This window comes from Deltaproteobacteria bacterium (genome assembly GCA_026712905.1).
Taxonomy (GTDB): domain Bacteria; phylum Desulfobacterota; class Binatia; order UBA9968; family JAJDTQ01; genus JAJDTQ01.
Genome location: JAPOPM010000058.1, coordinates 1 through 19,782, shown reverse-complemented (window position 1 = coordinate 19,782; position 19,782 = coordinate 1). Strand labels below are relative to the sequence as shown.

Annotated in this window: 20 protein-coding genes and 1 pseudogene; 9 read left to right on the top strand and 12 right to left on the bottom strand. The window is 65.6% G+C overall.

The annotated features are described in order from the left end of the window. Positions 1 to 151: 151 nt before the first annotated feature. From mutL to OXF11_04520, 5 genes are all read right to left on the bottom strand, one after another. On the bottom strand, positions 152 to 2,020 hold the full coding sequence (gene mutL / locus OXF11_04540) for a DNA mismatch repair endonuclease MutL (protein MCY4486366.1): 1,869 nt from the start codon (positions 2,018 to 2,020) through the stop codon (positions 152 to 154). Between the two features lie 9 nt (positions 2,021 to 2,029). Next, positions 2,030 to 3,202: an iron-containing alcohol dehydrogenase family protein gene (locus OXF11_04535; GenBank protein ID MCY4486365.1), complete on the bottom strand. Its 1,173-nt coding sequence runs from the start codon at positions 3,200 to 3,202 to the stop codon at positions 2,030 to 2,032. 34 nt (positions 3,203 to 3,236) lie between these two features. Next, entirely contained in the window at positions 3,237 to 3,470 is a 234-nt protein-coding gene (locus OXF11_04530; protein ID MCY4486364.1) for a type II toxin-antitoxin system Phd/YefM family antitoxin, read from the bottom strand. 106 nt (positions 3,471 to 3,576) lie between these two features. Then, positions 3,577 to 3,816, bottom strand: a complete 240-nt coding sequence (locus tag OXF11_04525; protein ID MCY4486363.1) for a hypothetical protein — start codon at positions 3,814 to 3,816, stop codon at positions 3,577 to 3,579. 42 nt (positions 3,817 to 3,858) lie between these two features. After that, positions 3,859 to 4,746 carry an EamA family transporter gene (locus tag OXF11_04520; protein MCY4486362.1) on the bottom strand — a complete coding sequence of 296 codons (888 nt, stop codon included), beginning with the start codon at positions 4,744 to 4,746 and terminating at the stop codon, positions 3,859 to 3,861. Between the two features lie 215 nt (positions 4,747 to 4,961). On the opposite strand from OXF11_04520, the gene OXF11_04515 reads away from it, so the two are divergent. The 9 genes and pseudogenes from OXF11_04515 (at position 4,962) to OXF11_04475 (ending at position 13,471) form a co-directional block, all read left to right on the top strand. Beyond that, positions 4,962 to 6,413 carry a hypothetical protein gene (locus tag OXF11_04515; protein MCY4486361.1) on the top strand — a complete coding sequence of 484 codons (1,452 nt, stop codon included), beginning with the start codon at positions 4,962 to 4,964 and terminating at the stop codon, positions 6,411 to 6,413. A gap of 95 nt (positions 6,414 to 6,508) precedes the next feature. After that, positions 6,509 to 7,621: an amidohydrolase family protein gene (locus tag OXF11_04510; protein ID MCY4486360.1), complete on the top strand. Its 1,113-nt coding sequence runs from the start codon at positions 6,509 to 6,511 to the stop codon at positions 7,619 to 7,621. Positions 7,622 to 7,849: 228 nt separating this feature from the next. Continuing rightward, positions 7,850 to 8,938 carry an amidohydrolase family protein gene (locus OXF11_04505; protein ID MCY4486359.1) on the top strand — a complete coding sequence of 363 codons (1,089 nt, stop codon included), beginning with the start codon at positions 7,850 to 7,852 and terminating at the stop codon, positions 8,936 to 8,938. A gap of 20 nt (positions 8,939 to 8,958) precedes the next feature. Then, complete coding sequence (locus OXF11_04500) at positions 8,959 to 10,236, top strand: MFS transporter (protein ID MCY4486358.1); 1,278 nt, start codon at positions 8,959 to 8,961, stop codon at positions 10,234 to 10,236. Between the two features lie 42 nt (positions 10,237 to 10,278). Next, on the top strand, positions 10,279 to 11,289 hold the full coding sequence (locus OXF11_04495; GenBank protein ID MCY4486357.1) for a hypothetical protein: 1,011 nt from the start codon (positions 10,279 to 10,281) through the stop codon (positions 11,287 to 11,289). Positions 11,290 to 11,544: 255 nt separating this feature from the next. Beyond that, the gene (locus tag OXF11_04490) at positions 11,545 to 12,051 is read left to right on the top strand and encodes a protein-tyrosine phosphatase family protein (GenBank protein MCY4486356.1); all 507 of its coding nucleotides are present in this window, start codon (positions 11,545 to 11,547) and stop codon (positions 12,049 to 12,051) included. Between the two features lie 70 nt (positions 12,052 to 12,121). After that, positions 12,122 to 12,640 carry a 3-hydroxyanthranilate 3,4-dioxygenase gene (locus tag OXF11_04485; GenBank protein ID MCY4486355.1) on the top strand — a complete coding sequence of 173 codons (519 nt, stop codon included), beginning with the start codon at positions 12,122 to 12,124 and terminating at the stop codon, positions 12,638 to 12,640. Between the two features lie 98 nt (positions 12,641 to 12,738). Then, complete coding sequence (locus tag OXF11_04480; GenBank protein MCY4486354.1) at positions 12,739 to 13,215, top strand: hypothetical protein; 477 nt, start codon at positions 12,739 to 12,741, stop codon at positions 13,213 to 13,215. Positions 13,216 to 13,279: 64 nt separating this feature from the next. Next, positions 13,280 to 13,471, top strand: a pseudogene (locus OXF11_04475) (helix-turn-helix domain-containing protein). 163 nt (positions 13,472 to 13,634) lie between these two features. On the opposite strand, the gene OXF11_04470 reads toward OXF11_04475, so the two are convergent. The 7 genes from OXF11_04470 to OXF11_04440 all read right to left on the bottom strand — a co-directional run bounded on the left by OXF11_04470 (position 13,635) and on the right by OXF11_04440 (position 19,556). Next, positions 13,635 to 15,005 carry a hypothetical protein gene (locus OXF11_04470; protein ID MCY4486353.1) on the bottom strand — a complete coding sequence of 457 codons (1,371 nt, stop codon included), beginning with the start codon at positions 15,003 to 15,005 and terminating at the stop codon, positions 13,635 to 13,637. Continuing rightward, positions 14,995 to 15,564, bottom strand: a complete 570-nt coding sequence (locus OXF11_04465; GenBank protein MCY4486352.1) for a hypothetical protein — start codon at positions 15,562 to 15,564, stop codon at positions 14,995 to 14,997. The genes OXF11_04470 and OXF11_04465 overlap by 11 nt, the downstream gene beginning before the upstream one ends. A 126-nt stretch (positions 15,565 to 15,690) precedes the next feature. Beyond that, positions 15,691 to 16,953 carry an MFS transporter gene (locus tag OXF11_04460; GenBank protein MCY4486351.1) on the bottom strand — a complete coding sequence of 421 codons (1,263 nt, stop codon included), beginning with the start codon at positions 16,951 to 16,953 and terminating at the stop codon, positions 15,691 to 15,693. A 13-nt stretch (positions 16,954 to 16,966) separates the two neighbouring features. Beyond that, a complete protein-coding gene (locus OXF11_04455) occupies positions 16,967 to 17,377 on the bottom strand; it encodes a type II toxin-antitoxin system VapC family toxin (protein ID MCY4486350.1) in 411 nt (136 codons plus the stop codon). Beyond that, the gene (locus OXF11_04450; GenBank protein MCY4486349.1) at positions 17,374 to 17,625 is read right to left on the bottom strand and encodes a type II toxin-antitoxin system Phd/YefM family antitoxin; all 252 of its coding nucleotides are present in this window, start codon (positions 17,623 to 17,625) and stop codon (positions 17,374 to 17,376) included. Before OXF11_04450 ends, OXF11_04455 begins: the two co-directional genes overlap by 4 nt. Before the next feature lie 48 nt (positions 17,626 to 17,673). Beyond that, positions 17,674 to 18,642, bottom strand: coding sequence for a lysylphosphatidylglycerol synthase domain-containing protein (locus OXF11_04445; protein MCY4486348.1), 969 nt, complete (start codon positions 18,640 to 18,642; stop codon positions 17,674 to 17,676). Further along, the gene (locus OXF11_04440; GenBank protein ID MCY4486347.1) at positions 18,639 to 19,556 is read right to left on the bottom strand and encodes an NAD(P)H-binding protein; all 918 of its coding nucleotides are present in this window, start codon (positions 19,554 to 19,556) and stop codon (positions 18,639 to 18,641) included. The genes OXF11_04445 and OXF11_04440 overlap by 4 nt, the downstream gene beginning before the upstream one ends. Positions 19,557 to 19,782: the final 226 nt, after the last annotated feature.

The following is a 19,782-nucleotide window of genomic DNA, read 5'->3' as shown; positions in this document are numbered from 1 at the left end:
GTTGCCGCTCGCCATGCAAGACTCGCTTCCGGCTGGCTGGCTACGCCTTTGCCGGGCGGGTGTCGAACCCGCTGGATCGCTACGAAAGGTTTCAGCTCATGGCATCCTCCTTTCCAGGACTTCGCCTGGCGCAATATTCGTACGGTCACCGTCACGCCCGGCGGAACATGCGCTCCAACTGGCCGCGGCTGAACTGCACCATGACCGGGCGGCCGTGGGGGCACTGGGTGGCGAACTCCGTGCGGTCCAGTTCCCCGAGGAGCGCCTCCATCTCTTCCTTCTCGAGCGCGCGGTTGGCGCGGATGACGCTGTGGCAAGCGATGCTCATCAGCCGCTCCTGAAAGCCGCGGTGCAGTTCCGCGGAGTGGCCGGTCTCGGCGAGGTCGCTGACGATGGCGCGCACGGCGTCGCGGTAGTCGCCGTCCGCCAGGAGCGCCGGCACCGCCCTGAGAGAGAAGGTGTTGCGGCCGAACGCCTCCAGCGTGAATCCCGCCCGCTCCAGCGTGCCCAGTTGCTCTTCCAGCACCATGGCCTCGGTGACCGGCAACTCCATGACCTGCGGCATCAGGAGCTCCTGGCGTTCGATGCGGCCCTGCTCCAGGTCCTCGTGCATGCGCTGGTAGGCGATGCGCTCGTGCGCGGCGTGCTGGTCGATGAGCACCATTCCCGGGTCGCCCTGGCACAGGATGTAGCAACCCAGCACCTGGCCCACCACGGTCAGCGCCGCGAAGGGGCCGGGCTCCGCGGCCTTGGGCGACGCGGGCGCCGCCAGGCCGGGGGCGGCATCCTGAAAGCCGCGGCGCGGGCCTAGTGGCAGCACCGGTTGGTTCCTGCCCGCGTCGTAAGGCAGCCCGCGCTCGTACACGCCGCCGGTACGCGGGGCCGCCGACCGTGTTTGCGGCCCGTAGGTGTTCCCAGCGCCGGGGGCGTTCCCGAGGCCGGGCGCGCTTTCGGGGCCGCGCGGGTTCCATGAACCGAGCGGCGTACGACCGAGATCCGCCTCGCCCGGCACCCACCCGCCCGCTGGCGTCCCTTCGGCCGCGGTCTTTAGCCCGCTTCGCACCGCGTGCAGCACAGTCTCGTAAAGCGCGGACTGTCTCCGGAAACGCACTTCGGTCTTGGCCGGATGCACGTTCACGTCCACGTAGGCGTGGGGAATCTCCAGGTAGAGGATCGTGGCCGGGTAGCGTCCCTTCATGAGCAGGGTGTCGTAGGCCTTGAGCATGGCGTGGGTCAACAGTCGGTCGCGCACGAAGCGGCGGTTGACGAAGGTGACCATGTAGCGGGAGTTGCCGAAGGACTTCGGCGCCTGGCTGGCGAAGCCGGTGCAATGCACATGCTCGCCGTTCAGCGAAAACGGCACGAGCTCGCTGCCGGCGTCGCCGAACACCTGGCGCACGCGGTCCTGGAGGCGCGTGGTGGCGACATAGTCAGCCAGCCGCTTGCCGCCGTGATGCAGGCGGAAGTGCACCGACGGATGCGCCAGCGCCGTGCGGTTGAGCACGTCGGTCACGTACTTGATCTCGGTGCGCGGCGCCTTCATGAACTTGAGGCGCGCGGGCACGTGGAAGAAGAGGTCGCGCACCTCGACCGTGGTGCCCACGGGACAGCCCGCGGCCGCGGGCACGCCCTTGCGGCCGTTCTCCACCCGGTAGCGGCAGCCCGCCTCCTCGGACGCGGGGCGCGACACCATCTCCACCACGGCCACCGAGGCGATGCTGGGCAGCGCCTCGCCGCGGAACCCCATGGTGGCGATGCCCGCGAGGTCGGTCTCGTCCTTGATCTTGCTGGTGGAATGGCGCTCGAAGGCCAGGGGAACGTCTTCCGGTGCCATCCCCTCGCCGTCGTCGCTCACCCGGATGAGAGAGGTGCCGTTGCCTTCCACCAGCACGGAGATTTCCGTGGCGCCGGCGTCAAGGGCGTTGTCCAACAGTTCCTTGACCACGGACGCCGGCCGCTCCACCACCTCGCCGGCGGCGATGCGGTCGATCAGGTTGTCGGGCAACACCGCGATTTTCATGACAGGCGCCTACCAGGCCATCTCCAGGCACTCCAGCACCTGTGACGGCGAGTGGATCTTCTTGGGGTTGTTGTGGGTGCTGATGTCGTCCAGCGCGGCCTCGGCCAGGGACGGGAGCGCGTCGCGCGGGATGTCCAGGTCCCGGAGCCGCAGCGGCAGCCCCATCTTCACGTTCATGCCGTACACCACCTCCGGCGCCTGGGCGGCGGCCTTGACCTCGTCCGGCTCGTCGACCCCCATGACCCGGGCCATGCGCGCCATGGCCTCGGTGGTGCCGTCCAGGTTCCAGCGCATGGCGTAGGGCAGCATCAACGCGTGGATGTTGGCGTGGGGTACGGTGAAGCGGCCGCCGATGACGTGCACGATGCCGTGATGGATGCCGGTCCAGGCGCTGTAGACGCCCATGCTGGAGAGGGTGGCGGCCACCTGCATCTCGCCGATGGCATCGAGGTCGTTCATGTCCGCCACCAGCCGCGGCAGGTAGGTGGTGATGGGCCCGATGGCCGCGAGGCAATAGGCCTGGCTCAGGATCTGGGTCTGGGTCGAGTAGACGGCTTCCACACAGTGGGCCAGGGCGTTCATGCCCGAAGCCGCCAGGAGCTTGGCTGGCGCGGTCTGCGCCGCCTCCGGGTCCAGCATGACCGTGCGCGGCGACATCTTGGGATCGGCCAGGATGAGCTTGTACCCCCCTTCGGCCAACCCCGCGGAATAGCTGTACTCGCCGCCGGAGAAGGTGGTCGGGATGGCGATGTGCGGCATCTTGGGCGCCGGCATGGGCGGCACTTCCTTCTTGTCCGGCGGGATGAAGTGGGTGGCCAGGTCCTTCAGTGGACGGCCTTCCGCCATCAGCGCGGCCATGCCCTTGGCCGTGTCGATGGAGCTGCCGCCGCCGACGCTGACGAACGCGTCCGCCGCCGCATCCGTGGCCTGCTTCGCCGCCACCGCGATGGAGTCCGTGGGCGAATGCGGCTGCACCGTGTCGAAGACGCCGACGCAGAGGTCGCCAAGGGCCGACCGCACCGCGTCCAACAGGTACGTCTTGGCGATGGAGGGCGAGGTCACCACGAACACGCGCTCCGCGTCCAGGCGCCGGACCTCCTCCGCCAACTGCTTCACCACTCCACGGCCGAAAACGATGCGCTCCACGCGCGGATTGCTGTACTCGAACGGGAAGACTGCCATCCGTTACCTCCTGGCCCGTATGCTCACACCGGTCCTAGTCGTTTCCCTCGAACATGCGCAGCAGACCCTCGTCCTGGGGCTCGTCGAAGTCGTCGGGGACCACGAAACGTCCCTCATCGACACCGAACACGGGATGGTCCTCCTCAATGGGAACCAGACGCGCTACGGGTCGGCCGAAGCGCGTGATGACGACTTCCTCCCCTTCGACGATCTCTCGCAATAGGCGGGACAGGTGGGTCTTGGCCTCGCGAACGGTTACTCGGTGCATGCTGCTCTCACACTAGATAGACTTAGCCTGTGACCAAATCAATCGCAGAAGCCTTCCTCAGCCTGTGACTGAGCACCCGGACCCCTCCAACTAAACAGATTGGGGGTCAAAGGCCCCATTCCTTTAGTTGATCGTCCGTCAGGGGCTGCAAGGCTTCGGCGGCGGAGCGTACGGGCGGCGAGGTGCGGGGCCCCACCTCCGGTCGCCGTTTCGCGGACGGTGCGATGGCGATCAATTGGGCCACTGGAGTCGAACCGTTCAGAATGACGATGGTCTCGCCGCACTGAATCTCTTTCAACATACGGTGAAGGTGCGCCTTTACTTGATGGATCGTGGCGGTCTTCATGATCGGATCGTCCGTTTAAGTGAACACGAAGTCAAGTATCGGTCAGCCCCCGTGACTGAGCACCCAGACCCCGCCGACGATGAAGGCCGCGGCCAGCCCGTCCCGCATCGTCACGCTCTCCAGGGTCCGCAGGGTGAAGCGGGACAGTGCAAAGGTGATGAGCGGCGAGATGCGCCAGATGGGCGCCACCAGGACCGCGGGGGCCAGCAAGAGCGCATGGTAGGTGCAGAGAGAAGCGAGGGCCTCCGTGACGCCGGCGATGGCGAAGAGCACGCCGCTCTTGAGCGGCACCCGTTCCTGCCGCCATGCCTGGATGCCCAGCCAGGGTCCGGCCGTGAACAGCATCACCGTGGCCGTCATGTGGTTGATCAGGGTCGCGAAGGCCGGCACCCCGGCGGCCAGCAACCCCCACTTCTTGAAGACCGGATTGATGCCGAAGGCCAAGGAGGACAACAGCGGGTACATGAAGTAGACGACCCGGTTGGGAGCGCCCTCCCCTTGCAGTGGGCTCACGGTGAGGAGCAGCACGCCGGCCACGATCACCACCACCCCGACAAAGATCTCCCAGCTCACGTGCTCGCCCAGGAATGCCCATCCGAGCAGCACGGTGATGAGCGGTGACGAATTCTTCACCGTCACCGACTTCGACGCCCCGACGCTGTCGATGCCCAGGTTGAGAAAGACCTTCCCCAGGCAGGCGGCCACACCCGTGAGCATGAAGGAGAGCACCGGAAACCAATCCAGCGTCACGAACTCCCCGCGCCAAGCCGTCGCCGCCACCAGGGTCGCCAGGGACCAGTACTGGGTCCAGAGCGTCGCCATGCTGACGTTCGACTCCGCCATGCCCTTCTTGATCAGGGTGGGGACCACGCCCCAGATGATGCCGGCGGCAAGGGCGTAGAGTATTGCTTGGGTGAGGTCGTCGAGCATGAAAGAGGCCGCGTGTGCCGCTGGAGGCACGCAAGCGCGGGCAGTCCTGGGATAGAACAAGACCAGGACTAAATCAATTGACTCGGCCGCGAGGTCGCGGACAGCCCCGCGTCGCAAGGGCCGGCACCAAGTTGACACCACCAGACCCTGCGGGCATCATTCGAGGACCGACACATTCCGCATCGGAACACCCATCAAGGAGCCTAAGACCAACCATGAGCGACGTTCGTTTCATCGACACCACCGTGCGCGACGGCAACCAGAGCCTGTGGGCGCTGAACATGCGCACGGACGCCATGCTGGCGGTGGCGGAGCACATCGACGAGGCCGGGTTCGAGTCGGCCGAGTTCTTCGTCACGGTGATGTTCAAGAAGCTGGTGCGCGAGCAGAAGGAGGACGCCTGGGACTGGTTCCGGCTGGGCACCAAGCGCTTCCGCAAAACGCCTCTGAGGCTCCACGGCGGGCTCAAGCTCATCGAGAAGATCCCGGTGTGCGTGTTCGAGCTGATGATCCAGCGCATCATGGACTACGGCATCACGCTGACGCGCACGTCCAACTCGTGGAACAACTACGAAGAGTTCGAGGTGGAGAAGACCGGGCTCAAGAAGCTCGGCATGGATACGGTGGTGAACCTCATCTACTCGGTGTCGCCGCGCCACACCGACGAGTACTACGCGCGGAAGGCGCGGGAGGCCGCGGCCCTGAACCCGGTGCGGATCTGCTTCAAGGACGTGGGCGGGCTCCTGACCCTGGAGCGGGCGCGCACGCTGATCCCCATCGTGCTGGAGAACATCGGCGACACGCCGGTGGAGTTCCACGCCCACTGCAACAACGGGCTGGCGCCCCTGTGTTATCTCGAGGCCGTGGACATGGGCCTGACCACGCTGCACACGGGCATCCCGCCGCTGGCCAACGGCTCGGCGCAGCCGTCCATCTTCAACGTGGCGCGGAACCTGCGGGCCATGGGGCACAACCCGCTCATCGACGAGGACGTACTCAGGCCGGTGACCGAGAAGCTCCACTACATCGCCAAGCGCGACAACCTGCCGGTGGGCCGGGTGGTGGAGTACGACGAGTCCCAGTACACCCACCAGGTTCCCGGCGGCATGATCTCCAACTTCCGCCACCAACTTGCGCTCATCGACAAGCGCGACAAGCTCGACGCGATCCTGGAGGAGTGCGTGCAGGTGCGCAAGGAGTGGGGCTACCCCATCATGGTGACGCCGCTGTCCCAGTTCGTGGGCACCCAGGCGGCCATCAACGTCATCGTGGGCGAGCGCTACAAGGAGGTCACCGACCAGGCCATCCAGTACGCCCTGGGCTACTGGGGCAAGGAAGGCGCGGAGTACATGGACCCGGAGGTGAAGGACAAGATCCTGAACCGTCCGCGCGCCAAGGAATGGGCACACTGGGAGCTGCCCACGCCGTCGATCCAGGAAGTGCGCCGGCAGATCGGCGCCACGCATCTGTCCGACGAGGATTTCCTGTTGTGGGTCTTCGCCGGCGAGGAGGCGGTGAAGGCCCTGCCCGACGGCGGCCGGCCCAAGGAATACCTGAGCGCGAGCACCCCGCTGGTGCGACTGGTGGGCGAGCTGACCCGCCAGGACAAGGCCAACCACATCTATATCCGGAAGCCGGACTTTTCGCTGACCCTCGGGCGGGCCTGAGCGAGATTGACACGCTCCCCCCGATCGGATAATCCCGAAAGACGGTCAACCAGCGCCCGCGACCGCTCCATCTTCATTCCCAGGGAGGGAACGCAGTGACCTCAACCAATCCCCGACGCATCATCGACGGCGACGGCCACGTGGTCGAAGACATCGGCGCCATCATCGAGAACATGCCGCCGGAGTACATCGGCAAGACCTTCTCCGAGGCGCGCGCCAAGAGCCCGTTTCCGCCCATCGACCACCTGCATTCGGCCAACCGGCACTACGTCCCGGAGGGCGCCTTCGCCCAAGTTGGACCGGAGGGCTGGGAGGTCTTTTTAGAGGACGTGCGCATCGATGCCACGGTGCTCTACACCAGCGCCGGGCTGGCCTTCGGCAAGATCGTCAGCCGGGACTGGGCCATCGAGCTGGCGCGGGCCTACAACAACTGGATCCACGAGACCTACGTGGCCCGGAGCCCCCGCTTCCAGGCCATGGGGCTGCTGCCGCTGCAGGAGCCCAAGGCCGCGGTCGAGGAGCTGCGGCGCATGGTCAACGAACTCGGGCTTTGCGGCGCCATGCTGCCGTCCACCGGCGCCAACATGCCGCATCTGGGCTCGGAGCGCTATTGGCCCGTCTACGCGGAAGCGGAGCGCCTGGGCTGCGCCATCGGCATCCACGGCGGCGCCCACGAGGGCCTGCTCATGGACGACATGACGCCGTACGCGCCGGTGAACGCCCTGGGCCACCCCATGGGGCAGATGGTCTGCTTCGCCGGCATCATCTTCAACGGCGTGCTGGACAAGTTCCCGGGGCTGCGCATCGGCTTCCTGGAGGCCGGCTGCGCCTGGCTGCTCACCTGCCTGGAACGGTTCAGCGGCTCCTGGGCGAGCCACGTGCAGTACGACCCGCGCGGGCGCTTCCTCAAGCTCGATGACGGCATGAACATCACCGACTACGTCTGCCGCCACATCGACGAGGACCGCATCTTCGTAGGCGTCGAGGGCGACGAGCTGTCCATCGCCGAGGCCGTGCGCGTGGTGGGCAACAAGCCATTCCTGTTCTCGTCCGACTATCCCCACGAGGTGGACGCGGCCACCTGCAAGCATGAGCTGCAGGAGCTGGAGGAGAACGAGGGACTGAGCGACGACGACAAGGACGCCATCCTCTTCCGCAACGCCCAGCGATTCTACCGGCTGGGCGAGGGAGCGGCGCAGAAGGCGTAGGACACCCCTAGACGCCCCGAAACGTCATTCCCGCGGAAGCGGGAATCCAGGGGTGGGGAGGGGCAACAGCGTCGATTCCCCGCCCAACCACCCCTGGATTCCCGCTTCCGCGGGAATGACGTTTCGAGGCGTTGGAATGTTGGCACAGTCGGTTTCGCACGAATGACAAGTACCAGGGCCTCGGAGCAAGAGCGGAAGCCTTGACCCCGGGGCATACGGAGGCCAACCGTGAGCACGTTACAAGATCAGACGGTGGTGGACGGCGACGGCCACGTGGTGGAAGACCACGAGGCCATCTGGCGGCGCATGCCGGAAGACTACCGGGTCAGCAACTGGTCGGGGCGCAGTCCCTTCGGACCCAACGACCATCTGCACGCGACCAACCGTCACTTCGTGCCCGAGGGGGCGTTCGCCAAGGTGGGACACGACGGATGGATCGACTTCCTGGAAGACGTGGGCGTCGAAAGCACGGTGCTCTACCCGACCAACGGACTCACCCTCGGCCGGGTTGTGAGCCGCGACTGGGCCATCGAGCTGTCGCGCGCCTACAACGACTGGATTCACGACGAGTACACGGCCAAGAGCCCGCGCTTCCAGGCCGTCGGGATGATCCCGCTGCAGGAGCCGGACGAAGCGGCGGCGGAGCTGCGGCGCATCGTCGAGGAGCTTCACTTCGCCGGCGCCATGCTGCCCGGGACCGGCGCCAGCCAGCTTCAGAACCACCTGGGGGACGAGCGCTACTGGCCCATCTACCAGGAAGCAGACCGCCTGGGGTGCGCTCTCGGCATCCACGGCGGCGTGCACGACAACATGGGCCTGGACGACATGAGCCCGTACGCGCCGGTGAACGCGCTGGGGCACCCCTTCGGCCAGATGGTCAACTTCGCCGGCATCGTCTTCAACGGCGTGCTGGACCGCTACCCCAACGCCCGCTTCGGCTTCCTGGAGGCCGGCGCCGCGTGGTTCGTCAACTGCCTGGAGCGCTTCGAGCGCTCCTGGAGCAGCCACGTGCAGTATGATCCCAACGGCCGTTTCCTCCAGCTCAAGGACAACGAATCCGTCACCGACTATGTCCTCAAGCACGTGGACGCGGGCCGGATCTTCATCGGCGTGGAAGGAGACGAGCTGACCCTGCCCTTCGCGGTGCGCATCGCGGGCAACAAGCCGTTCCTCTACTCTTCCGACTTCCCCCACGAAGTGAACCACGCCACGGCGAAGGAGGAGATCCAGGAGTTGCGCGAGAACCCGCGTCTCACGGACGACGACAAGGCGGCGATCCTGCACGGCAACGCCCGCCGTTTCTACCAACTCGGATAGGGTGCCGCCTGGCTTCCCACGTGACGCAGCGACGCCCTCCCCTCTCCGTCCCCTTCTTCTACGGCTGGATCGTCGTGGCGCTGACCTTCTGCGTCAACCTCACGGCCGCGGGCACCCGCTCCGCCGCCACGCTGCTGATCAAGCCGCTGGAAGCGGAGTTCGGCTGGAGCCGCGCCGTGGTTTCCGTACCCGGCGCCATGAACCTCCTGCTGTTCGGCATCGGCGCACCGGCGGCGGGCTGGCTGGTGGACCGCTACGGCGCCCGCCGGGTTGTGTACTACTCCCTGGGCATGGTGACGGCGGGTCTGGTGGCAACGGCCTTTATCCAGCAATGGTGGCAGCTCCTGTTCTTCTGGGGCTTGGTGGTGGGCATCGGCACCAGCGCCACTCCGGTGCTGGCCGCGTCGGTGGCCAACCACTGGTTCGTGCGGCACCGCGGCGTCACCATCGGCATCCTCACCAACGGCAACGCGGCCGGGCAGATGCTGTTCCTGCCGCTGCTCACCCTCATCATCGCCGCCACCGGCTGGCGCGGCAGCATGCTGTTTCTGGCCGCCGTCGCCTTCGGCCTGATGATACTGGTGTCCATGTGGATGCGCGACGAGCCGGCGGACGTGGGCCTGGAGCCCTTGGGGCAGCAGGACACCGGCGCCGCCGCCGCGGCCGCCCGCCGCGACGTGCCGGCGTCGGCCACGCCGGTCCGTGACGCCTTCCGCAGCTCCACTTTCTGGCTCCTGAGCGCGGGCTTCTTCGTCTGCGGCGTCACCGCCAACGGGCTTATCGGCCTGCACCTGATACCCCACGTCGTCGAGGATCTCGGCATCGCGGCGGTCGTCGCCAGCCTCATCGTGGGCGTCATGGGGGGCATCAGCTTCATCGGCACCATCGGCGCCGGCTGGCTGGTGGACCGGGTGGACGCGCGCAAGGTCCTGGCCCTGGCCTACTTCCTGCGCGGCTGCGCGCTGTTCCTGCTGCCCTTCGTCGACAGCCTGCCGGGATTGATCCTGTTCGCCACGGTGTACGGCATCGACTGGTACGCCACCGGCCCCGCCACCACGGCCATCGCCGCGGACACCTTCGGCCGGCACGCGGTGGCGCGCATCTTCGGGTGGATCTTCCTGGCGCATCAGCTAGGCGCCAGCACGGCGGGCAACCTCGCCGGCGTCGTCTACGACGTCTTCGGCGAGTACCAGTACGCGTTCCTCGCCGGCGCCACCATGGCGATCATCGCCGCGGCACTGGTGATGCAGATCACGCCGCGGGCACCCCGCCTGGTTCCGGCGGCGGGTACCGCGTAACGGTCCACGATTCCAGAAAACACTTGGCAAACGGAGACTCTCATGCAACTACCGCCCATCGCCGCCACCACCATCGGCAGCTTTCCCCGGCCCAGGTGGCTCGCCGACGCCGTCCGCAGCACGGTCACCTTCAATCTGGAAGGGGACCTCTTGCAGGAAGGCCTGGACGACGCCACCGCTCTCGCCATCCGCGGCCAGGAGCTGGCGGGTCTCGACCTCGTCAGTGACGGCGAGCAGCGCCGGCCCCACTTCATCGACCACGTCCTGAACTCCATGGAAGGCGTGGACACGGTGAACCGCGTGCCCAAGGGCTTGTACCGGCGGCGCGAAGAGGTCCACCAGGTACCCCGGGTGCACGGTCCCATCGGCCGGCGGGTTCCGGCCGTGGTGGAGGACCTGCGCTTCGCCAAGTCACGCACGGACCGGCCCGTGAAGATGGCGGTGCCCGGACCCATGACCGTGGTCGACAGCACCCTGGACGAACACTACGGCGACGAGGCCGCCATGGCCATGGACGTGGCCGCGGTCCTGAACGCCGAGTTGCGCGACCTTCAGGCGGCCGGGGCGGACGTGGTGCAGATCGACGAGCCCGCCATGACCCGCTACCACGAGAAGGTGGCCGACTACGGCGCCCGCGCCCTCGACCGCTGCATCGAGGGGATCACCATCCCCACCATCGTGCACCTGTGCTACGGCTACCCCGGCGGCAAGGACCTGCAGCACGAGTACGAATATCCCGAGCTCTTCCCGCTCTTGCTCGAAACCAACATCGGCGGCTTCGCCGTTGAGTTCGCCCGCAGCAGCTACGACCCGGCCATCCTCGAACCGTGCAAGGAGCGCCTGGTCATGTTCGGCGCCGTGGACCCCAGCGACGTCCCCGTGCCCCCGGTGGACACGGTGGTGACGCGCGTCCACGACGTGCTCCGCTATCTCGACGCCGACAGGCTCCTGCTGGCGCCGGACTGCGGCCTCATGACCGTGAGCCGCGAGTTGGCGTTCGCCAAGGCAAGGCTGCTGGCGGATTCCGCCGCGGAGTTGCGCCGGACGCTGTGACCCAGACGGTGTCGTCGTGCCCACGGATCACCATCGATCAGAGCTTCCCTATGAGCCTGCGCCGCAGAAGACTGGTTGAATTGTCACGCCCCCGGATCGTCATTCCCGCGAAAGCTTGCCCTCGACCCCGATCGGGGGCGGGAATCCAGGGGTTGGGCGGGGTATAGCGGCGTGTTTCCTCGCCCCACCACCCCTGGATTCCCGCGTTCGCGGGAATGACGAATACGGGGCCTAGCCCCACCACGGATCTCACCCATGTATCGCCTCGTGAAACTGCCCGAAGAAGTCGCCGGCCGTCTCTACGTCGGCAGCATGCCCGGACGCTACGAAGTGTTCGAGGAGGCGTGGCACGCCATCATCGACCACGGCGTCACGCGCGTCATCTGCCTCGTGCCGCCGGAGGAACTGCGCGACAAGTCGCCGCTCTACGCCCGCGCGGTCGATGAGGCCAGGATGCCGTGGGTGCACGAGAGCTTTCCCATCGAGGACTTCGAGGCCCCCGCGGATCGTGAAGCGTTCTGGGCGATGGCCCGCAAGGCCGCCGGCCTGCTCGACGAAGGAGAAACCCTGTTGGTGCACTGCGCCGCCGGCATCGGCCGCACCGGCACGTTCTCCGTGTGCGTGCTGTTGGCCCTGGGCCTGGCCCCGCCCGCCGCGCGCGCGGCCGTGCGCAAGGTCGGCTCCGCCCCCGAGAATGCCGCCCAGGACGACGTGATCCAGTGGGCGGCGGGCCTGCTGAACGGATCGGAAAAGGCGAGTTGACAGGTCCCAACGCTCGGGGCATCATTCAGCCGTCCGGAGTCGCTATCGAGCTTCAAGGGAGGACCTGAACATGAGCCGCATCACACCGCCTCTCAACTTCTCCAAGTGGATCGACGAGCACCGTCACCTGCTCAAGCCGCCGGTAGGCAATCAGGTCGTGTACAAGGACACCGAGTTCACGGTCATGGTGGTGGGCGGCCCCAACACGCGCAAGGACTACCATGTGGACGAGGGCGAGGAGTTCTTCTACCAACTCGAAGGTGACATGACGCTGCGCATCATGGAGGACGGCGCGCCGCGGGACATCCCCATCCGCGCGGGCGAGATCTTCCTGCTGCCGCCCAAGGTGCCGCACTCGCCGCAACGGAAGCCCGAGACCGTGGGCCTCGTCATCGAGCGCCAGCGCCGCGAGGGCGAACTGGACCTGTTCCAGTGGTACTGCGACGACTGCCACGCCAAGATCTACGAGGAAGCGGTGCAGCTCACCGACATCGTGGCGCAGCTTCCGCCCATCTTCGAGCGCTTCTGGGACAACGAGGCGAACCGCAAGTGTGACGGCTGCAACGCCGTCATGGAGCCGCTCAACTGAGCCGCGACCCGCGCGCACCGACTTCCAGGCTCTACCGTGGCCTCGCCAACGCGCTGACCCTGGGGCGTTTCGCCGCCCCGGTCCCCTTCATCTACCTGATGGTTGAAACCTACCGGGGAGCCTCCGGCTCCCCGGGTGCCGCGCTGTTCGCGCTGTACGCAGTCACTGCGTCTTCCGACCTCGCCGACGGCTACTTCGCCCGCCGCTCCGGCGCCCCGAGCGCGCGCTGGGCCCGTCTCGACGCCTTGGCGGATGTTCTTTTCAACACGACAGCCCTTCTGGCGGCCGCCTGGCTCGGGCTCCTCGGCTACTGGGTGCCCCTGGGCATCGCCGCCCTCGCGGTTCAGTTCCTGTACCGCAACCGCACAGGGCAAGCCGACCCTGGCCCGCAACTCCAGGAGGACCTCCCCGGAAAGGCCGCCGGCGTCATCTACTACCTGCTGGTGGGCGCCGTCGCCCTGGGGATCTGGCTCGATCCTGACCGGCCACCCGTGTGGCTCGATTGGGCCGGAAACGCGGTGTTCGTCTACACGGCGCTGGTCTTCGCACGCAATCTTCGGCGGCCCACACCCTGAGCCATCTTCGGTTCACTCCAGACAAGCGTCACTTGGCACCGATTGTGCGGGAAATACCGGACGCGGAGTGCGCCGTGCGACGCTCTCGGACCTGTTGAACGGCCGCGCCGGGGTTTCGCCAGAGATGGCGCTGCGCGTCGAAAAAGCGTTCGACGTGAGCATGGACCTGCTGCTGCGGATGCAAGCATGGCACGACGCCGCCCGAATGCGAGCCCGCGCGGACGACATCGCCGTACAGCGTTACGAGCCGGCGTGAGCGTCAAGAAGATCCAAATCCGTCCAGATAATGCCGATTGCCTGTCGACTGGCAGATTGAGCGGCCTGAGTCTTGTGGGTCGGGATCGACGAACGGAAACACACTCAACAAGAGTACGCGACCCATTGACAGTCGACCTCTCACGAAGCTTAGCGAGGGCAGGTTAGGAACGAACAGGCAACCGTCCGGCGCGATCTTCGAGGAGTTCGAGTTCCTGTACCATACCCTTCAGTGACTCTAATTCTTTTTGCTCGACATCGCTCCAAAACGTGAGGTTCTTGTCCCACAACCCCCACTTGAGGGAATGAAACCCGTTCCATATAAGCCCAAGCCATGCCGCGTAGTTCAGATTGAGGATGTCATTCGTAACGTAAACCTTACCCGCGTTTACCGCCGCCATTGTTCCATAAGCCATTGCGAGCATCATCCTGAAGCGCGGGTTCATCATCCCCGGTAAGGTATCCACCAGGGCTTCGCCCAATGAGCACGGCGTGTGTTTTGCTTGTTTGACGGCGTACAAGACCCGCATCAACACTTCCATGATCAAGACCGGGATACTCGTCACGATGAAATGGCGGGAGTCGTAGCCCTTGACATACATGTACTCGACTTGCTTCCCCAAGTCCGATGCTCTCGTGGGCAGACCGTCGAACATTCGAAAGAGACCCATGAAGGGGGCGGGTAGCCCCATCCCCCGGTTGCCGCGCGGGGTGGACGCGTTGACGTCAGAAAGCAGATGTCCCAAAAGGCGGCCAAGCAGCCCAAAGAAACCGCTATCAAGAGCCCCCTGGGTCGTCGGATAAATCTTGAGAGCGCCGTTCTCAATGACGGTGCAAGTTCCGCGCCGCATGTCCAAAACGCCAAACAGAAGACCCAGAACCGGGTCATGGGACAACGCCCTCAAGCGGTGGTTCATGGGGTTCAACGTTCCTGATGGTGCCCCGAGTAGTTGGGCCACGGTACTTGAGTCCGCGCCACCAATGGTGTTCAACCTGCCAAGTTCCTTGCTCAGCTCTGGTGTCAGAACGTGGTTGAAGGCCTCCTGCACCACTCGGTTGAAGATGCCGTCCACTCCCTTCGACCAGCTAACCGTCGGGACGCCGGGAGCCCTGACGCACAACAAGTCGAGCATTGCGGCGAACAAGCCACAGCCACCGGCTATGGCGTAGTCCCACCGATCAAGGGCGTAGCGGGCGTTGAACTCCTCGACGTAAGCCGCGATTCGGTTGTCAACGGCAACCCAATCCTCCGCTGTCAGGACGTCTTCAAGGGCTACATGCTCCTGGGAGCTTGGTTTGGCCCCGGTCGGGACCGAGTCCGTCCTCGGCGGAATCCCGTGTCGACTGGTCTCATAGGTGTGAACCGGCTTGTACTCCACAGCTTCAAATTCCTGAGCTAACGCCAGAGCGGACAACCGCTTCTTCATTGCTTGAAGTTCCCGCCCCAAGTCTTCGTGGAGTTGCGCGATGGTGTCAGCCTGCTGTTGCAGGACGGACACATCTCTAATGATTCCCGGATGGTCCCTATGTTCCATCAGTCCCCGTACCCTGACTATCGCGGCGTTCTGAACGAATTCCGATAAACCGCAACATGTCCTTCGACTTCGTTTCACGTGACTGATGCAACTCGTTTTCAAGACTCTCGATGTACGTTCTGAGTACAGCTAACTCATCCCTGTAGTACTCCGCGTTCTCAACCAGTTGCTCCTGAATGTTCTTGAGCTTCTCGATAGCCGTGTTCAGTGCCGCCATATCTTTCGCGCGGCGGCGGCGAGCGACAGCCACATACCCGGCCAGCCCCCCGGCGGCGATGGGCACTGCCAATCCCCCGACCCCCGCCACCATTCCGCCGCCGACAATACCACCAACGGTCGCCAAACCCGAGGTAATACCCGCGGCAGACAGGCCGTTGATGCCTGCAAAGTACAGGGCAGCAAGCGACCCGGCACCGCCGGCACCTGCCGCACCCACGGCTGCCCCACCCTCTCTTGCCGCCTGCAACACGTTCCGCAAACGCGAGGGGAGTTCGCCAATCACGCGCCCAATTTGCTCGCTTATCCTGGCCTTCTCATCCTGACTCGGCCTGGCATCCATTTCGTCCTCCTCCTACCCCCTTGTCCTTAAGGGCGACAACCTCGGCCTTACGGTGGCCAGAGTGCTTGTGTAGCTGCGTTCGGAAATGGGTTCAATGGTTGTCAAGTATCGATGACCGTAGTTGGCCTACAACGCGTCCCGGTCGCCGGCATAAAGCTTGAGCGGCATCAGGCAGGCCGCCGATATGAACACGAAGACTCCCGCAAGCACGAACGCGGAGCCGGCACCGTAGAGATCCGACAGGTACCCGGCGAGGATGGGTGTGGGCAGGACCGCGACTTGGGCGATCACCGTGGTCAGGCCTTGGGACGACGCCTGCACGTTGGCGCCGGCGACGTCCGCGATTACGGCGGTGATCACGTTCATCAAGGTGTAGAAGAAGGTCCCGATGGCGGTGATGACGACGGTCAGAGCCAGCACGGGAGGCGCAACCGCGAGCAGCATGTAGAGAACCCCGAGGACGAGCATCGAGGGGACCAGCACCAACTTCCGGCCGTAGCGGTCGGAGAGATAGCCCAGCGGAGTCTGGGAGAAGATGCCGACGACGTGGAGCAGCATCCAGTATACGCCCAGCAGACTTGCCGAGAGACCCAACTCCTCCACGAGGTAGATTGGCAGAAAGGTCAGGACCACGACGCGGCCCATGGTGAGCAGGCCCCTGGAGGCGGAGATGGCCACGAAGGTGCCATCCTTCAGCAGCGCCATCATTTCGCCGAAGCGTCCAATGCGCGACCGGGGGACCTCATCCTGCCGGAACAGCCCGAGGAGTCCGCGCAGGACCAGGAAGCCGAAGAGGATCCCGGGGACGATCTGCCACCAGAGGATTCCCTCCCACGGCAACGCGGCCAGCAGCACGCCCTGGGCCAAGGGCGACAGGCTGTCGCTCACCGTGGCGCCGGTGCCGTGGACTGAAATCGCCGTGCCGCGGCGCTCCGGGAACTTTGACGTGAGGGTGGCGGCGGCCGTGGGGTGCCACAGGGCGGTGCCGAAGCCGATGAGCACGCTGGCGGCGAACGCGACGCCGAAGCCCCCGCGGCTGCCGAACAACAGATAGGCCAGCCCCATCATGACCAGGGACGAGGCCAGGATCATGTCACGGTAGCGATACAGCGCGTCCCCGAGGATCCCGGCGGGAAGGTTGAGGGTGCCCTGTCCGAACTGACGCGCGGCCCCCAGCGCCCCCGCCTGTACCGCGTTGAGACCGAGCCCGGCCTTGATGAAGGGCAACGCCACCGGGAACAACTGCTGAAACCAGTGGATCACGATGTGTCCGCCGGTCACGACCGTGAGGAGACGGAGCCGTTCGGGGCCCAGGTCGCGCGCGGCGTCGACAAGACGCTGCGCGCGGGAGCGGACGAGCGGACTGGACGGTGAAGGACTTATCGACATGGCGCCACGGGGCTCACCGCTTCCACGGATTCACCAACTCAACGCCCGTGGGTGCAAGATCGGCTTCATTGCGTGTAACGACGGTCAGGCTGTGACTCAGGGCGGTAGCGGCAATCAGCCCGTCCACGACGGGCAGTCTTTGACAACGAACCATCAGTCGGCCCCACATGTCCGCTACGTTCGCGTCAAGCGGCAAAATACGGTCTCCCAGCCACATCGGCAACTCCGCTTCCAGCCAAGCGTTCAGCCGTAGCCGCCGCCGGCCCTTTCCCAGCATCATGATCCCTTTTCGGATCTCGCCCAAGGTCAAGACGCTGACAAACATGGACGTCTTGGGTGTGTCCACGAACCACTGAAGAACCTGCGACGACGGTCGCGATTTCACCAGTTCCGACAGTGCGCAGGTGTCGATCAGAAAGCTCACAGGTCGATATCGCGCGGCAGCGACTTGTCTCGCTCAATCTTGAGGTCCACTCCCACTCGGGAGGACACCCGCAGAAACTCGCGCGTCGAGAGTTCCGGACGCTTCAGGCGGTCATAGTCGTCCGCGGACAATACCACGGCGGTGCGTCGCCCGCGCACGGTGATGGTCTGCGGACCTGATTCCGCGGCATCACGTACCAGCTCGCTGAAACGCGCCTTCGCTTCCTGTACTTGCCAGACTTGACTCATGGTTTCCTCCTGACCATGCTGACCAGATAACATGCCACGTGCCAAACCTCAACTTTTCGTGTCCGTGGGTCTTCTTGAGAAGAGGTCCGCGTACACCCGCGGCAGGAAAATCAGGCCGAAGGAGCCGTTGGCGAGCATGAACGTGAGGTGGGCGGCGAGGCTGTAGGCGAGGAGGTCCGCCTCGGCGGCGTAGCCGCCGAAGAAGAAGATCCAGGCGGCCTGCGAGGTGCCGAGGTGGGCCACGGTGACAGGCAGCGCGGCCACCAGGTAGACGATGGGCAGGAAGGCCAGCAGCGGCAGCACGGGGATCTCGATGCCGAAGAACGTGAGCGCCCGGGCATGGACCAGCAGTGACAGGAAGAACACGGAGCCCTTGAGGACGAGGATGGCCAGGGCCTGAGGTAAACGCACCCGGCGGAACGTGGACAGGAGTACGTTGCCGCCGAAGCGCCGTCCCAGCGCGCCGAACCGGCCGCGCGCGGTGCCCACGACCACGATCCAGAGCAGCGTCAGCACGGCCGGCAGGACGAAAAACACTGCCGGCGTCCCGCCCGGGAAAGCGGCCGAGCCCACCGTGGCAAAGAAGAAGAGGTTGGTGGCCTCCAGCAGGATGAGCAGCACCACGGTGCTGGTGATCTCGCCCAGGGGCGTGCGGAAGCGGCGGTTCAGGTAGAGCGCCAGCGCGGCCTGGGCGAGTTGCGTGTTGATGATGGCGACGACGTAGGTGGATGCGCGCACCGGCAACAGCTCCCGGTAGCGGATGGGTCCGTGAAACCAGCGGATCAAGGCCGTGAGCACCGCCGAGTCCGCCAGAAAGAAACACAGCGAGAACGAGCCCATGACGGCGAAGAACGGCAGCAGGCGCGCGCCGGAAACGGCCTGCCAGAAGGCCTCGAAGGGAATGCGCCAGAAGATGACGCCGAAGATGACAATCGTCAGCGCAACCGGCACGAGGCGGGCCAAGAGGCTCTGTTCCTTCGGCGGAGCCGTTGCTTCCTGCGTCGTTGTATCGTTCACGTTCCTTGTCCGTGGTCGGTTGCGTGCCCGTGAGTCCGTACCGACAGTTCATCCAGCAGATCGTCCACCGGGGTCAACGGAAACGGCAGGAGCGCGCGCGTCTCCGTGGCATCCCCGAGATGTTCGTTGAACAGCGTGTCGAAGAGGGTCCGGTTCCAGCCCCACCCCAGCCGTCCGCCCACGACGGCGGTTGCCTCCGCCAGCCAGCCGGGCACACCCAACACCAGCGGACTCCGGTTCATGCGCGTCGCGGCCCGGCGCAACAGCTCGACGTAGGTCAGGGTGTCGGGACCCATCAGGTCCAGCACATGGACAGGCGCGGTCTCCACCGTGAGCGCCCACTGGATGGCGCGGGTCACGTCCGCCAGAGCCACCGGCTGGATGCGCACCCTGCCGCCGCGCACCAGCGGCGCCACGCGCTTCGCGGCCAGGTGAAACAGGGTGCGCGTCGACGGCGTTCCCGCGCCCAGCACCATGGGGACACGGAACACCACGGTCTCGAATCCCGCCCGGCGTATGGCCGATTCGGCCAGGGCCTTGGAGCGCAGGTACTCGTTGGGTGAGTTCAACTCCGCGCCCGGCGCGCTCAGGTAGACGAACCTGCGAACGCCGGCGGCTCGGGCGGCGGACACCACGTTTCGGGTGGTCGCGGTGTTCGCATCGTGGAGCCGCTCGCCACGCCGAGGCTGAAGTGCTCCGGCCAAGTGTGCGACGGCGGCGGAGCCCTGAACCGCGTCCGACAACGATTCCGGTTTACCGTAGTCGACCTGCCGGACTTCCACCGGGAAACCGTCGAGGACGGCGGCCTGGGTGGGTCCCCTCACCAGCGCGCGCACACGTTGTCTCGGTGGCAGGGTGGTTCTCGCCAGAAGACGGATAAGCGCGACGCCCACGACGCCGTTGGCCCCGGTGATTACGATATCGATGGCAGGACTCCCCCATCACCCCCGTATTCCCGCGTTCCAGGCTGTGTCAAAATTCATAAGGCAACTACGTAACAGAACGTCATTCCCGCGAAAGCTTGCCCTCGACCCCGATCGGGGGCGAGGGCCAGCTTTCGCGGGGATGAGGGGTCGGGGGGTTGGCGGGAATTCTTTTCCGGGCGCGCGTTTGGCATAGCTTGGCTCTGCGGACATACGC